Genomic DNA, 15,034 nt, shown 5'->3' with positions numbered 1-15,034 from the left:
TCCAATATTATGCAAAATTCTGGCAATAGCTCCTCCAGAGGACAATGGGGATCTACATTTGGTTTTATAATGGCTGCGGGAGGTTCGGCTGTGGGACTAGGAAACATTTGGCGATTCCCCTATATTACCGGGCAAAACGGAGGTGGAGCATTTGTCTTTGTCTACGTTCTTTGTGTTTTATTGATCGGACTTCCGCTCTTGTTAAATGAAATAGCACTGGGCCGAAAGTCAGGTAAAAATCCGGTGGGTGCCATCAAAGAAACGGGAGGCAACCGTTTTTGGCAGTCAGCAGGTGTACTCTGTGTACTGGTCTGTTTTGCCGTATTAAGTTATTATTCCGTGATCGCTGGCTGGACCATAGGCTATATTTTTACGGAGCTCATTAATGTTCCGGTGGATTTCGAGGATTTTGTCCAGACCCCACTATACGTCATTCCCTTATGCATGGTTTTTATTTTGCTGACCATTTCGGTGGTCTTGGGGGGTATTTCAGGCGGTATCGAAAAGGCGGCTAAATTTTTAATGCCCGTTTTGTTTCTAATCATCCTATTGATCGCAGCTCGCGCCGTCACCCTTCCGGGCGCAGGGGCCGGGATCGAATACTACCTTTCACCAGATTTTACCAAAATTAACGGAAAAGTAATCCTTTCCGCGCTGGGCCAGGCATTTTTCAGCTTATCAGTAGGCTGGGGATTGATGATCACGTTCGGATCTTATTTGCCCAGAGACAGCAATGTCATTCAATCCTCAGCATGGATCGCCGGGATGGACAGCATGGTTGCACTCATGGGAGGGTTGATGATATTTCCAGCCCTATTTGCCCTTTTACCCGGGGTGAGCCCCGATGAAGGGCCGGCCTTGGTTTTCAACGTACTCCCCCGGGTATTTGATCAGATAGAGCCTTTTGGCAATATCATCGGAGGCATGTTTTTCCTCTTATTACTCGTGGCAGCCCTGACCTCCAGCATTTCCATGCTGGAAGTGCCGGTGGCCTACTTTATCGATGAAAGGAACTGGTCACGGAAAAAAGCCACCTGGACCATTGGGATCGCCGCAATGGTATTAAGCATTCCATCCTCTCTGGCGGCTGTAAAAGGAAATTTTTTCAACAACCTGGGCTTTAATTTTTTCGGGAGACAAATAGCCGGTTTCTTTGACCTGATGGACTTCTTTTTTGGGACGTTGGCTATTGTAGTGATCTGTCTGATGCTCAGCCTGTATACCGGATGGATTAAAAATGTAAAAGAATACGCCTCCGAAATAGCACAGGGATCTACCTTCTTTGTTGGTTTTCCCAGAAAAGCCTGGATTTTCTTCATTAGATGGATATGCCCCATTGTGATCCTTCTGGTCCTTATGAACATGATCGGCATCTTTGGAGCACCTGGTGAAGGGGGATAAACCAGAGCAATCGATATAAAAAAATGGTAGCCACAAACCGGGCTACCATTTTTTATTCCATAAATAATAAAAGGTATATACGTGTCAGAAACCTTACCAGGTTCTGGGGTAATCGATGTTTGAAGAATCATCCGAGGATTCGGTAGAGGAGCTTTCCTTAAAGGACGCTCGCTCCGGTTTGGCTATAGGCTTAACCGGCACATCTTTTTTCCTGGCCGTTCTATCATCCAGCATGGAGTACAATTCCTCCCGGCTGACCGAGTTAATTTTACTCGATTTTGAGGATTCTTCAACGGACTTGGCATCTACTACCTGAATACCACTGTTGATTTGAGCTCCTTTGTGGATAAAAATGGAACTGGTCGTAATGTTTCCAGAAACTTTGGCATCGGAGTAGATGGTGGTTTCTCCTTTGATGTAAAGATCCCCCATCACCTCTCCACTGATGCTGATTTCTTCCGCTATGATATCCCCGGTGATGGAAGCCTTTTCTCCGATCACTACTTTTTTATCCGTGCGGATACTTCCTACCAATATGCCATCTGCTCTGATGTCACTTTTGGAAATGATATCCCCTGTAAGCTCAAACCCAAGTGACAATACCGTCACTTTTCCTGCATGAGGTTCTTCATTTTGTTGCTTATTGGATCCGAATTTCATAGGCTCAATAATCTTCTTTTTCTTGTTTAAATGTCGTGAGTATCGTTGAACTATTCCCTAGATCTAGTCCGACCGCTTTGTCTTTCGCACCTCCGCCGATAGCGAGGCTATTGTAACAATAGCCTATGGAAGCCATTTGTTCGGGTGCCTCCGGTACGTGTACATTTAACAAGCCATCGAATTCATCTCGGAATAAATTCACCAACTCAGCGTAATTGGCTCCGCCTCCTGCCAGGTAAAGATCGGCCGATTTTGAAAAATCGCTATCCGAAAAAGCCTTTCTTAATGAGGGAGAAATCACGTCATTGTAATATTGCGTAATAACCTGCTTGCGAAGCTCTCTTAAGTCCAAACGCTTCCTGTTCAGGATAATTGTTCCTTCACTAAAATATTGGTCAATTTGGTGCTCCGTTTTCAAGTCAAGATAGTTATCTTTCTGCAGCTCCCGGGTGATGAGATTGATAGCGTAGCGAAGGCCAAAGGTAGATACACTGGATCGTTGCACCAGTCCCCCTTCGGTACTGAGTATGGCCTCCATGGTCCCGTACCCAAGACTGATCATGAAGAAGTTTTTCGGGGCATCCTGAAACTGCTGCCTCACCGCCATGCTACACCCTACTACCTCGGGAATCACCGCTACCCGGTCTACTTCTACGGCCATTTTCTTTCTACCGCCCCCTCCAAAAGTCTGCGTATCGTATTCTATAATGTGTTCATTTTCCAACAATCGATAGGCGTTTTCCTTAAAGACCTGAAAAGTCGAAAAGGGAAATCCAGTAGTAACCGTAATGGGACTTCCCAGTTTTTGAGAGGCCAGCAAAAGACCTGCTTTTAAAAAGATCCGATAGTCTATTTCATCCGGAGAACTATTGATATTCCGGTGTGGCGAAGTCCCCTCGGAAAGCGCCAGGTCCCCTACCAGGTATCCAATGTTATCGTGATAAATTTTCAGTCCGGAAACCAAGTCCCTGGCCACATTCCTTAGCTCAAGGTTGCTACTTTCTAATACACTGGGGTACTTTAGTACTTCTATCATGGAAATTATTTTTATTCTTTTATCCTTTATAAAACAGTATTCCGTATTTGTTATCGTAAAATATTAAAAACTAGTGCCTAACAGGAATCATCGTCCCAGACTCATTTGCACAATCCAATCGGAAACAGGATGCCTCACAAACTTACTTATTTTTATCAATATTTAAAGAAAGCCAGGGACTAACCTTTTGTTTAAAGACAAATTAAAGGAACCTTGCGGAAATAACAAGCTACTTGTTAAAGTTTATGCCCATTATTTTGCATTTGGTAGAAAATGGCATCCTTTTTTGATTTCTGGTCCTTTTACATAAAGGTATTTTGCAGAAATTAACCGTATCCTTTTGAATTTGTGTAGTTTTGTGGTCAGACTAATACACCCTTATTCATGAGACACTTCATGCAAATTTGTCTTACATGCTTCTTATTATCCGTTGTTTTGGTCAACGCACAGGCACAGGAATTTTCCATCGGCCCAAAATTGGGGATTTCCCAGGGAAATATTTCCGTTAGTGACAATAACTTCTCAAAAGGCAATGAAAAACTAGGTTACCACCTGGGGCTCTTTGCCAGACTCGGAGGAAACCGAATTTTTATCCAGCCTGAAGTTCTCTACACCAATACAGGAGGTGAATTTGAGGACATTCAAACGGGAAATACAGTAACTTATTCGGCTAGTTTTGACCGAATAGACGTGCCATTAATGGGCGGCTTTAAGATCGCCCGATTCTTTCGCGTGCAGGCTGGCCCCGTGGTCACATTTATCCTCGATAGCGAATTGACCGCCGGAAATCCTTCCGTGCCGATTGATTCGGACCCAAACACGGCAACCTTAGGTTACCAGGCAGGAATCGGTCTGGATATCGCCAACATGATCCTTGATTTTAAATACGAGGGAGCCCTGGCAAACCATGTGGATGCGATCGCCGGACTTAATACCGACCAAAGGCAAAACCAACTAATCCTATCCCTGGGCATCCGCTTATTTTAAGTCGGCTCAGGGAACGCTAGTTTTGCCCCACCTGATCCAGAAAATTACGAGGCTTCTGGTTCAGATTTCGAAATTGGCTCGGTGTCATCCCTGTGTGTTTTTTAAACTGCGCAGAAAAATGTTGCATACTGCTATAGCCCAGCTTCCAAGCCACCTCTGATATATTATGGGCCTCATAACTGAGTAACTCCCTGGCCTTTTCTATTTTCAACTCAATGAAATAGTGTTCGATGGTAATTCCTTGCAGACTACTGAAAAGCTGGCTTAACCGGGAATAACCCAGTCCCGTTTCCTGGGAAAGAATTTGGGAAATGGGGGTGTCCAATCCCTCACTTCCCTTTTCCAATAGTTGTAATAAGGTCAATTTGACGGTTTCTACCCAGACGGTTTCCCTGGACTTTGCCAAAGCGAAACCCAAGGAGTTCAGCCGTTTCTCAAAAGCTTCAGCCAGTGGGTTTCCCAGCGGCTCTTTTAAAAGTACCAAGCCTAATTCCACCTTTTCAAAAACAAGGCCCATATCCCGGAGGATTTCTTCCACGGCCATGATGCAACGGGGACAGACCATGTTTTTAACTCGTATCTCTCGCATGCCTGATTAACAAGCACTGCTAAAAATAAATTTCAAAAAGGGTCTTTCTAAATACCGGCACAAAAAAAAGGCTGTCTTGGGACAGCCTCTTTTTCTGTTAGTGGGTAATTCAATTTTTTTATCGGACTGAAAGAAAATTTCCAAATCCGCTGTTGTCTGAAATCTTAATAGAAATATCCTCTAATGAAGTGACGTTTTCAAATTTAAACTTCTTTCCAAAAGTCTCACCCGTTATAGGCGCTTCGAAAACCAATCTTCCCTTATCAAATATCTCCAGCGTTTTTTCAACTCCATTCAAATTTTTCAAAACCAAGGCAAGCGTCTTGTTATCCAATTCGGTTACCTTTGCGAAATAAGTTTTCTCCAGGCTTCTTGGTCCCAGGTTAACTTCAAAATCAGATAGTTTTCCTGATGCGGCATTGAACACCTCGATTTGGTAGTTACCTAGGTCCAATTTATTTAAGTCGTAATTTTTGAAGAAAACATTTTCAGACTCAATGACATCCCGGTAGATAATTCTGCTGGTTTCGTCTTTGATGGCTACTGTTACCTTCCCTTCCGGTATACCATTGTATTTTAATTGAAATCTTTTCTCCCCGATTTTCTCAAGGGTTACAATTGGATTTTCTACCGGTGCTGTAGCAAATACAGCGGTACTAAATGTGAAAGCGAGTAATGTTGCAATAATTAATCTCATGATGTTAAATTTTTAAAGGTTTAGAAACTTTTAAAACCTCTTCCCGGGATCCTCCCGAAAAATTTTTGTTTGAGGCTAATTATTTTGGGTAGGCAATTGATTTACTTACGTAAGTATGACACAAATGTAAACAAGGGGATGTTACGTTGCAAATTATTCAATGATAATATTAAATAATTAACTATTACATAATATTAAGTGGTAAATATTATGTAATCAAAAATCAGAAACAGGAATCTGAATCGTTTCCAAATTCGTTTTACCTTAAAATTTAAAGGTACAACTGACTAAAAAACAAAATAAAATTTTTTTTAGGGTTGTTAACGAACGAATTTTAGAATAAAAAATAGGTAATGTCTGGAAATTGCAACGATTTCAAATTAATTACTTGAATTTCAATCGGTAAAAAATATTGTAATCCCTTTCTATAGTTGGCGCTAAATTATCATTGACATAAACCAACCCATTTTCATCCGCGAAATCCAAGGCTCCATGCACGGGTAGACCATCCAGCACCCCTGCCTGATTCCCTTCCACAACCCATAAATAATAGGGTTTACTAAACGTTTCCATGGCCTCCCTGTAGGCCGGGCTGTCATAATATTGCTCCGAGGAAGCACGGAGCTCGTTTACAATATCTTCGGGAATTCTTGTTTTGAATTCAACCAATAGGTTTTCCCCCACATACCGCAAATCGGTAAAGCCAGGGTAACTACTATACCCATTCACCCCGGATAGCTGCTCGGGTATTTTTTCGGGCCGGTAGCGATGCCTGAGCTGGGTTACATGCCTCAGTTCAGGTACCTCCCCGGAATAATCGTACACAAACAATTGGTTTCCGAAGACGGGAAGCAAGGCCAATTCCTGCTTACCGCGATGAAAGGCAACGATCGGCTGGCTTTGTCCCACCATTTTGTGTGATTTTTTGGGTTCCCATTCATCAGGATAGGTTTCCAGCAACTCCAACACCCCATTATCCACTCCATAAGCAAAAACTGTTTTTACGCGATCATAGTACTCGGCGGTTTGTCTCGCTTCTTCGCCAATAGAATCAGGATTAAACAAATTCTGCTCCTGCCCAATAAGCATCCTGGCTCCATCTTTGGTGAAACCTGTAAATAAGGTACGGTAACTGTACATGGACATGGCATAGATAGCTATGTGAATAGGGTCCAGTATTTTTAATTTGTTTCCGCTCATATCGTATACATGGTACCCATTAAAGAGGCCTTGTGCGACCCATTCCGCTTCATTCAAAAAGCCATAGCCGAAGGCACCATTTGCACCCAGACCATCCGGCCCTTCATTCAATATCTCAAACGTCTTCAAAATTTCCCCGTTCCCAGCTACCAAATACGGTTTTCTACTTTTATTCCCTCGCATGAGAAATTTGTCACCCTCTTCCAGGTAATCATCAATTACCAGAGGTTCCAGCTCATCTACGATAATGCTATCCACCACTTCAAGAAATAGCTTTTGCTGGGGACCACCAGTTTCTGAAGACGTGTTATCATTGCAGGAAAAAAGGCCCGGTATGAACAATAAAAGAATGCTAAGGTATTTCATTTGGCAGCAGGTTAAGAAATGCACCATCAAGTTTAGGATAATTATTTTGTTTTCCACAAGAAAACCGGCAGCGCAAGAAAAACCCCAACCATGCTAAAAACCAGGCCGCCAATGGTACCGATGGCCAGGGAAAACCAAAATATCTCATTCTGCCCTTCTATCACAAAGGGAATCAGCCCGAAACAAGTGGATAAAATCGTCAGCAATATAGGGGTAGCCTTCCCTGCCACGGCTTTCAATACATTACGATTATAGTGTTTCCCCTCCCGGTTATTCAGGTCATTGACGATAAAAATGGCCGCATTGACCGCCAGACCACCCAGCATCACAAATGCCGCATATCCGCCTTGGTCAAAATAAAAATCAAATAGCGAAAAAATCAGAAATAACCCAATAAAGGAGACCGGAATGATAAAGATAATATACAGCGGCTGTTTGAAGTTTTCGAAGAGGATCGAACAGATGACAAAGATGCCAGCGATCAAAACCAACAGCAACCCATACTGCCTTTTGGCCTGATCGTAATTCCAGCTATAAGTCTGTCTGCTTGCCGAATACCCAATAGGCATACCGGCTTTCATTTCATCAAGTACTTCATCCAGGTATTCTCCCCCAAACTTCGCCGATCCCATATACTCAAAGGAAACCAGCCGAATGTATTGGCGGTCTTCTTTATGAAGGGCATTGGTAGTAAATTCTTTTTCTAAGGAACCCACGCCAGATACTTTGACGATTCGGTCTTCGCCGGTAATAAGGCTGCTGTTCTCCAGATCAAAACGGGAAAACCGGGAAGATTGCTTCTCCCTTACCACCATACCGTATCGGTCATCGTCAACTTCCAGGAACAGGGAAGGTTGCTCGTGAAGCGACATGTCCTGAAGCGCATTGACGATCTCGTATTGGTTGGTGCCCGATAGTGCCAGTTGCTGCTGATCGAATTCCAGCACGTACTCTTCGGTTTTCTGCTCTCCCCAGCTAAGCCGTTCATTCGTATTCACTTCCTGGATCCGGCGGTGCGAAAGAAGCTTTGAAGCCAAAATTTCTGCCTGTTTTTCCAGTTCAGTGTAATTATAGCCCCTCAATTCTGCCCGGAAAGAGGGGATGCCCTCTCCACCCGGTCCGGTGTAAAAACCCTGTCCCACCCCATAAATGTTCCATCGAACCCCACTCCAGTCGGTGGATTTCATGGCCAGTTTTCCTTTCAGCCTATAGGGAAGGGCCGACGTTTCATAAGCTTCCTTAAACGTTATTTCTATGCGCGCATTTTGCCCGGAATTGACGGTGGTCACAAATTTATCTATCCCCTCCACGCCTTTCAGGTAGGCTTCAAATTCCCGGATGATAAAATCCATTTGTTCCAGGGTATTGCCAAAGGCCAAATTGGCATTTACATAGAGTCTGGTGCGCTCCGCCTCCCGGTAAGAAGACTTCTCAAAAACCCCACGAACAAACATCCTCATGGATCCACCCAGTGCCTTGTCTACATAGGGTCGCATCGTCTCTTGATAGTACGTGCTCCCAATACTGCTGTTGTACCATTCCTGACCTTCCCATTTTGCAGGCAGGTAAAAAACAGGTAGACCAAATAGAAGGACAAGTCCAACTACAAAGGCTTTTCGGTGGTTTGCCAAAAAAGCGATGGTCCGGGCGTATACCAGCATTCCCCTACCCCGTCTTCTTAGTTGATGCAGGGTCAGTTTGCGACCTTTCCCCGAACTTCCTTTAAAAAGAAGGCTGTACACTGCCGGTGTAAATAGCAGTGCGATAAGCAAGGAAACGCCCAGCATGACGGCGACCACAATGGAGAAGTCACCCAGGTTTTTCCGATCGTCTTCCGGTAGCAGAAATACCATTAGCAATGCAGCAATGGTGGTAAGTGACGCGGCCAGCAAAGCCAAAAACACCCTTCTGTTTTTGTGCTTGTGCAGATGGTCGATCATGATAATCGCATTGTCCACAATCAACCCAAAAGAAATGGTCAGTCCTGCCAGGGAATACAGGTGAATATCCGTACCCAAGGCATAGAGAATGATAGCGGTCAGGCTCACGTTTACCAAAATGCCCAAAAACAAGGTAATTAGGTACCTCAGGTTTCGGTTGATCAAAAATATGAATAAGATCAGAATCAGGATAGAAAGTCCGGAACGCTTGTAAATTTTCTGAAGTTCTTTTTCTAAAAACGAGGTGTCATCAAACTCCAGCCGCACATCAAATCCTTCCGGCAATTGACTTTTTGTGGCAGCGATGGTTTCCCGAATCTTATCCGCCAGCAATACTTTGTTTACCCCATCCCTGCTATTGATGGTCAAACTCACCGAATTGTTACCATTGATTCGATAATATCGTTGAGGAGCGGCCTCTTCTAATGTCAGGATGGCAACGTCCTTTAAATACAATTCCTTCCCGCCCAGCCTACCTATGAGTAAATTTTCCAAATTTGCCAGCGAAACCAGCGAACGATCAATTTCCAAAAACAAGGATTCACCGGAAACATTCATCGCCAGTCCGGGGAAGTTTCTGCCAAAAGAACTGCGTAACTTGTTTTCCAGGGTTGACCTTGAAAGGTTCAGGCTCTGAAGTTTTTGGATATCATAGGTCACGTATAGGTACAGGTCATTCGCCCCCCTTACTTCCATTTCCTCCACTTCCTCAATCTTATTTAATGCCGATACCAGGATATCCTCCGTAATTTTTTTTATTTCGAAGGATGCAAAGGGACCATTGATACTATACGTCAGGATCGGCCGCTTTTCCTGTATGTCTCTTTGGGCAGACTGCGTAATAGTCGGATAGCTAACCTTACTATCCAGTGAGGGATACACCTGTCGTATCAATGCCGACACTTCAAATTTCTTGTATTCCATATCCGTGCGCTTGTCAAAACGCAACTGAATGGAGCCTTGATTGTAATTGGATACGGAAGTCGTTTTCTTTAACTCTGACAACTGAGAAAGCACCCCTTCCAGTGGCGAAGTAGCCAGCTTTTCCACCAATTCCGGAGCGGCACTGCGCACTGAAAACCCAATATTCAACACGGGTTCCTTTTCCCTGGGATTAAGATCCACCGACAACCGGGGAACCAGTGCAAATCCAATGATTGCCATCACAAAAAAAACAATTACCAGTCGGAAAGGTGTCATTGGTTTAGGGTTCTTGGTATCGGGATTTGACTGGCAGTTTCCCAACAGGAAAAAACCAACCCTTTAGCGGGGAAAGGCAAACACAGTCGATTTGAAAGCGAAATAGACATCTGGGGTTCTAATGTTTAATAAAACAAAACCAATCAACACCTATAAAACTAAATAAATAATATAAAAAAACAAAAATGATCCGTTTTTTATGTACTTCAGCGGATCTTTTTTCAGAAGAACCTATTAAAGTGAACTGCGGCCGAAATATAAAAAAAGGCAACTATCTTTTGACGAATAGTTGCCCTTTACTATTAAACCGTTTAATTTACCTTGAATTATTTCGCATAATTTACCGATCGCATTTCCCGGATAACGGTGATTTTTATCTGTCCCGGATATTGCATTTCCTTTTCTATTTTTTGAGAAATTTCAAAGGACAAGCGGCCTGCCGTGGTATCGTCTACATTGTCTGCATCCACGAGCACCCGCAATTCCCTGCCAGCTTGCATGGCAAAACATTTATTGACTCCTTCAAAGCTCAAAGCCAGATCCTCCAGGTCTTTGAGACGTTTGATGTAGCTATCCATAATTTCCCTTCGTGCCCCCGGTCTGGAACCAGATATGGCATCACAGGCCTGTACGATGGGTGAAAGCATGGAGGTCATTTCGATCTCGTCATGGTGAGCACCGATAGCATTGATCACTTCAGGATGCTCTTTGTGTTTTTTTGCCAACTCCATACCCAAAATGGCATGGGGAAGTTCTGCTTCTTCCGGGTATACCTTGCCGATGTCGTGAAGCAAACCGGCTCTTTTCGCGAGCTTGGCGTTGATTCCCATTTCTGCTGCCATGGTGGCGCAGAGTTTGGCCACTTCCCGAGAATGCTGCAGCAGGTTTTGCCCGTAAGAAGATCGAAAACGCATTCTTCCAACCATCTTGATCAATTCGGGATGCAATCCATGTATCCCGAGATCAATACAGGTGCGCTCACCGATCTCGATAATTTCTTCATCGATGTTTTTCTCCGTCTTGGCTACTACTTCTTCTATCCGGGCTGGGTGAATCCTTCCATCCTGTACGAGGCGGTGCAGGGACAATCGCGCCACTTCTCTTCTTACCGGATCAAAGCCGGAAATGATAATGGCTTCAGGGGTATCGTCTACCACGATCTCCACTCCGGTGGCTGCCTCCAGGGCACGGATATTTCTTCCTTCCCTACCAATAATTTTTCCTTTTACATCGTCGCTCTCAATATTGAATACCGACACGCAATTTTCGATGGCGTGTTCGGTAGCCGTTCGCTGAATGGTATCGAGAACGATCTTCTTGGCCTGTTTGGTGGCGCTGAGTTTGGCCTGATCCAATATGTCCTTAATATGAGAAGACGCTTTCGTGGCGGCTTCATCCTTCAGCATCTCTATCAATTGTTCCCGGGCCTCTTCGCGCGTCAGGAGTGCCACTTTCTCCAGGTCAGTAATCCGCTGCTGGGTCACCTTGTCTAATTCATCTTTTCTAATCTGGACCGCATGTAATTGCGCACTTAGGTTTTCTTTTTTGCTATCCAGTTCGGCTTCCTTGCGCTTAAGCTGCTCCATTTCTTTGGAAAGAATCTGTTCCCGCTGCTTCAGCTTGTTTTCATTGGTAATAAGGATGTTTTTCTTTTTCCCTACTTCTTCTTCAAATTCAGACTTGAGCCGAAGGTATTTTTCTTTCGCCTCCAGAATCTTATCTTTCTTCAGCCCCTCTGCCGTAATTTCTGCCTCTCTTAAAACGCTTTTCGCTTTTTCTTTTGCTTCTGCCTCTATCTTCTTGCTATTATTTTTTATAAAAAATCCAGCAAGAAAGGCTCCCAGCAAAATGCCGACGGCTCCTGATAAAATGATGTATAATGAAAATCCCATAGATATAGTTGAGTTTATCTACCGGAAAAAAATACACTGCTGCTGTATTGGGACTTGACGGACTATAGGTTAGAGTAAAGCATCCAGACGTTGATTGACCTGTGATACCACGTTTTTGACCTGCTCGCTTTCATTACTTTGAGTTTCGTTTAGCTCCATGGATTCCACCATGCAATCAAACGACACCATCGCAAGCAGGTCCTGTCGGTCCTCCAGGCCAAACTCTTCCCTGTACTTTTTAATTTTATCGTTAATCAACTTCCCCACCCGCCTGATTCGGGCTTCTTCATCAGCCTTCACCTTCATTGGATATTCTCTATCTCCAATTTTTATTCTAATTGAAAGTGTATCCATATTATTCAGACAGGTAAGTGATAATCTTATCGATTTCTTTTATATAGCTATCAATTCTCCCCTTCAATTCAGCAGACGCTTTATTTTCTACCGGTATGTTTCTTACAATTTTACTAATTTTAATTTGATTTTTAAAATCTTCGAGTGCTTCTTCCTGATCCGACAGTTTCTTTTGATAGGACAAAAGTTGATTTTTGAGGGCAGAATTTTCCTGTTCGAGCAGCCTGACCTTCTGTTCGACCTGTTCTGTCAGCCTTTCCAGCTTCTGAAGCTCCTCAAAATCCTTCATTTTATTTTCTGATCAATGCCCCTGCATTTTTTTCAAAGGCAGCCATTAATTTATTCATGGTCTTATCAATCATTTTATCCGTCAGGGTCTGTTGATCGTCCTGAAGGTAAAAACTCAACGCATAGGCCTTTTGATTGGACTCCACTTTATCTCCTTTGTACACATCAAAAACATTGATTCGCTTCAGCAGCTTTCCTCCCACCTTATTCGCTATCTGCCGAAGTTCCTCAAAACTAACCTGCTGATCAATCACCAATGAAAGATCCCTTCTTACTTCGGGATACCTCGATATCTCCTTGAATTTTTCCTGCGCCTTAGCCATTCGAACCAAGCTGTCCCAATCCAGTTCCGCATAAAACACGGCTTGCTTTACAGATGCCTGCCTTGCTGCCGCTGGGCTCAAAAGTCCGATTTTCCCAATCTCCTGCTGCTTGTTCCTCAATACCAGCCCATAGGTATAGGGTTCCTCTTCAACCATTTCCACGTCTGGCAGCGATATATTTAGCTTGGTTAAAAGTGCTTCTACCACCGCATACAGTTCCGGAAAGCCCACCTCGTTTACCGGATGGATCCAGTTTTCCTTGTTGGAATTTCCGGTTAGAAAAAGGGAAAGTCGCTTCCCTTCCCTATATCCGTTTGCCTTTTTGAAATAAACGGTCCCAAACTCAAATAATTTTAAATCCTTTTGACGCCGGTTGATATTGTGTACCAATACTTCCAATCCCGTGTACAGGAGTGTTTGCCGTAGCACATCCAGATCTTCACTTAGTTTGTTCAGAATCACTACATCTTCTTCAGCGTTTAGGAACCCGCTTGCCATTGAATAAGCAGCGCTAGTCAGAGAATTGGTAATGATTTCATTGTACCCCATGCCCGCAAGGGCTTCCGAAACCCGGTACTGCAGCTTATTCCGGTCTTTTTCCTGATGCTCCGCCAGGTATTCCGACTGGTAATTTTCTTCCAAAGGAATGGAGTCAAACCCGTAGATTCTTAAGATTTCCTCAATGACATCCGCCTCCCGGGTAACATCCACCCGATAAGGGGGCACCAATGCCTGAAACCCCTCCGCTGTCTCCTGCTCCACCCGGATATCCAGTGATTCAAGGATTGTTTTGATTTCGCTCCGGTCGATCACTGCTCCGATTAGCCGGTCTACATGGCGGTATTTTACCGGAATTCGGACATCTGCTACCGGCTCAGGATAGTAGTCCACTATGCCGGAACTGACTTCTCCTCCTGTCAACTCGCATATCAGCATGGCCGCTCTTTGTAATGCAAAAACCGGCATGTTCGGGTCGGTTCCTCGCTCGAATCGAAAGGAAGCGTCTGTCTTTATTCCATGATGCTGCGCACCTTTTCGGATCACATCTGCTCCAAAGCAGGCACTTTCCAAAAACAAAGTGGTGGTGCTATCTGAAACGCCGGAATGCTGCCCTCCGAGAATTCCCGCCATGCAAAGCCCCCCCTCGCTGTCGCAAATCATAAGCTCTTCTCCTGTCAGCATTCTTTCCTTACCGTCCAGGGTGGTGAAAGTCGTCCCTTTTGGCAATTTCCTGACCTGTATTTCGCTTCCATTTATTTTATCAGCATCAAAGCCATGAAGCGGTTGCCCCAGATCGTGCAAGATGAAGTTGGTAATGTCTACGATTACATTTATAGGTTCCAAATCGAGGGCTTTCAAGTAGTCTTGCAACCACTTCGGAGAAGGAGTTGCCTTCACCCCGCTGATCGTAAGTCCTGCATACCGGGGACAATCCTTTTGGTCTTCAACCGTCACCTTAAAAGTGCGATCTTCACGAGCTACGGAAAATCCGGACAGGTCCGGCATATGGAGCTCCTTGCGCAACAATGCTTTCAAGTCCCTGGCTACGCCCAAATGAGAGGCCGCATCTGCCCGGTTGGGGGTAAGCCCGATTTCCAGTACTTTCGACTCGCTGATTTCGAATAGCGGAGCCACCGGACTCCCGTTAGGCAAATCCGTGTCCAACACCAGAATACCCTCGTGGCTGGCCCCCAATCCCAACTCATCCTCTGCACAAATCATCCCTTCGGAAACTTCTCCCCGGATTTTAGCTTTCTTAATTTCAAAGGACCCTCCCTCTTTGGGATAAAGCGTGGTCCCAACGGTAGCGACAGGAACTTTTTGCCCTTTGGCTACATTCGGTGCACCACATACAATGGGCAGCATTCGATCTCCTACATCCACCAGGGTAAGGCTAAGTTTGTCGGCATTCGGGTGTGGTTCACAACTGATTACTTCCCCGACCACAATTCCTTTCAAGCTTCCCTTAACGGATTCATAGCTTGCGATGCCCTCCACCTCCAGGCCAGAGGCTGTCAGTAGATCAGCAATTTCTTCCGGAGATTGGTCAAAAGGTATGTAATCTTTGAGTCTATTGATCGAAATTTTCATTTTTGTAGTT

12 protein-coding genes are annotated in these 15,034 nt (G+C 44.4%); 2 read left to right on the top strand and 10 right to left on the bottom strand.

Going from position 1 to position 15,034, the window contains the following annotated elements:
• Nucleotides 1-9 precede the first annotated feature (9 nt).
• Complete coding sequence (locus GJS45_RS12040) at nucleotides 10-1,401, top strand: sodium-dependent transporter (protein ID WP_162342093.1); 1,392 nt, start codon at nucleotides 10-12, stop codon at nucleotides 1,399-1,401.
• 93 nt (nucleotides 1,402-1,494) lie between these two features.
• On the opposite strand, the gene GJS45_RS12035 is transcribed toward GJS45_RS12040, so the two are convergent.
• Together GJS45_RS12035 and GJS45_RS12030 are read right to left on the bottom strand one after the other, a co-directional pair.
• A complete protein-coding gene (locus tag GJS45_RS12035) occupies nucleotides 1,495-2,061 on the bottom strand; it encodes a bactofilin family protein (protein ID WP_162342092.1) in 567 nt (188 codons plus the stop codon).
• A 4-nt stretch (nucleotides 2,062-2,065) separates the two neighbouring features.
• Nucleotides 2,066-3,112: a ParM/StbA family protein gene (locus GJS45_RS12030; RefSeq protein WP_262887940.1), complete on the bottom strand. Its 1,047-nt coding sequence runs from the start codon at nucleotides 3,110-3,112 to the stop codon at nucleotides 2,066-2,068.
• A 381-nt stretch (nucleotides 3,113-3,493) separates the two neighbouring features.
• On the opposite strand from GJS45_RS12030, the gene GJS45_RS12025 reads away from it, so the two are divergent.
• Nucleotides 3,494-4,084, top strand: a complete 591-nt coding sequence (locus GJS45_RS12025; RefSeq protein ID WP_449506090.1) for a porin family protein — start codon at nucleotides 3,494-3,496, stop codon at nucleotides 4,082-4,084.
• A 16-nt stretch (nucleotides 4,085-4,100) separates the two neighbouring features.
• On the opposite strand, the gene GJS45_RS12020 is transcribed toward GJS45_RS12025, so the two are convergent.
• The 8 genes from GJS45_RS12020 to pheT form a co-directional block, all read right to left on the bottom strand.
• On the bottom strand, nucleotides 4,101-4,673 hold the full coding sequence (locus GJS45_RS12020) for a helix-turn-helix domain-containing protein (protein ID WP_162342089.1): 573 nt from the start codon (nucleotides 4,671-4,673) through the stop codon (nucleotides 4,101-4,103).
• A 118-nt stretch (nucleotides 4,674-4,791) separates the two neighbouring features.
• A complete protein-coding gene (locus tag GJS45_RS12015; protein ID WP_162342088.1) occupies nucleotides 4,792-5,370 on the bottom strand; it encodes a hypothetical protein in 579 nt (192 codons plus the stop codon).
• A gap of 384 nt (nucleotides 5,371-5,754) precedes the next feature.
• Nucleotides 5,755-6,936 (bottom strand): hypothetical protein, encoded by a 1,182-nt coding sequence (locus tag GJS45_RS12010; RefSeq protein WP_162342087.1) that lies wholly within the window; start codon nucleotides 6,934-6,936, stop codon nucleotides 5,755-5,757.
• Nucleotides 6,937-6,977: 41 nt separating this feature from the next.
• Nucleotides 6,978-10,076, bottom strand: coding sequence for an efflux RND transporter permease subunit (locus GJS45_RS12005; protein ID WP_162342086.1), 3,099 nt, complete (start codon nucleotides 10,074-10,076; stop codon nucleotides 6,978-6,980).
• A 326-nt stretch (nucleotides 10,077-10,402) separates the two neighbouring features.
• Entirely contained in the window at nucleotides 10,403-11,968 is a 1,566-nt protein-coding gene (gene rny, locus GJS45_RS12000) for a ribonuclease Y (protein ID WP_162342085.1), read from the bottom strand.
• A gap of 69 nt (nucleotides 11,969-12,037) precedes the next feature.
• Nucleotides 12,038-12,322 carry a cell division protein ZapA gene (locus tag GJS45_RS11995; protein WP_162342084.1) on the bottom strand — a complete coding sequence of 95 codons (285 nt, stop codon included), beginning with the start codon at nucleotides 12,320-12,322 and terminating at the stop codon, nucleotides 12,038-12,040.
• 1 nt (nucleotide 12,323) lies between these two features.
• Nucleotides 12,324-12,611: a hypothetical protein gene (locus GJS45_RS11990; RefSeq protein ID WP_162342083.1), complete on the bottom strand. Its 288-nt coding sequence runs from the start codon at nucleotides 12,609-12,611 to the stop codon at nucleotides 12,324-12,326.
• A gap of 1 nt (nucleotide 12,612) precedes the next feature.
• Nucleotides 12,613-15,024: a phenylalanine--tRNA ligase subunit beta gene (pheT, locus tag GJS45_RS11985; RefSeq protein ID WP_162342082.1), complete on the bottom strand. Its 2,412-nt coding sequence runs from the start codon at nucleotides 15,022-15,024 to the stop codon at nucleotides 12,613-12,615.
• Nucleotides 15,025-15,034: the final 10 nt, after the last annotated feature.

Origin of the sequence: Cyclobacterium salsum (assembly GCF_010119245.1) — a bacterium.
GTDB classification, from domain to species: Bacteria; Bacteroidota; Bacteroidia; order Cytophagales; family Cyclobacteriaceae; genus Cyclobacterium; species Cyclobacterium salsum.
The sequence above is the reverse complement of the archived record's forward strand: the minus strand, read 5'-3'. Positions and strand labels throughout refer to the sequence as shown.

Excerpts from the sequence above, each read along its gene's own strand:
- GJS45_RS12040 (WP_162342093.1), top strand. The coding sequence starts at position 10 with ATGCAAAATTCTGGCAATAGCTCCTCCAGAGGACAATGGGGATCTACA.
- GJS45_RS12035 (WP_162342092.1), bottom strand. The coding sequence starts at position 2,061 with ATGAAATTCGGATCCAATAAGCAACAAAATGAAGAACCTCATGCAGGA.
- GJS45_RS12025 (WP_449506090.1), top strand. The coding sequence starts at position 3,494 with ATGCAAATTTGTCTTACATGCTTCTTATTATCCGTTGTTTTGGTCAAC.
- GJS45_RS12020 (WP_162342089.1), bottom strand. The coding sequence starts at position 4,673 with ATGCGAGAGATACGAGTTAAAAACATGGTCTGTCCCCGTTGCATCATG.
- GJS45_RS12015 (WP_162342088.1), bottom strand. The coding sequence starts at position 5,370 with ATGAGATTAATTATTGCAACATTACTCGCTTTCACATTTAGTACCGCT.
- GJS45_RS12010 (WP_162342087.1), bottom strand. The coding sequence starts at position 6,936 with ATGAAATACCTTAGCATTCTTTTATTGTTCATACCGGGCCTTTTTTCC.
- GJS45_RS12005 (WP_162342086.1), bottom strand. The coding sequence starts at position 10,076 with ATGACACCTTTCCGACTGGTAATTGTTTTTTTTGTGATGGCAATCATT.
- rny (WP_162342085.1), bottom strand. The coding sequence starts at position 11,968 with ATGGGATTTTCATTATACATCATTTTATCAGGAGCCGTCGGCATTTTG.
- GJS45_RS11995 (WP_162342084.1), bottom strand. The coding sequence starts at position 12,322 with ATGGATACACTTTCAATTAGAATAAAAATTGGAGATAGAGAATATCCA.
- GJS45_RS11990 (WP_162342083.1), bottom strand. The coding sequence starts at position 12,611 with ATGAAGGATTTTGAGGAGCTTCAGAAGCTGGAAAGGCTGACAGAACAG.
- pheT (WP_162342082.1), bottom strand. The coding sequence starts at position 15,024 with ATGAAAATTTCGATCAATAGACTCAAAGATTACATACCTTTTGACCAA.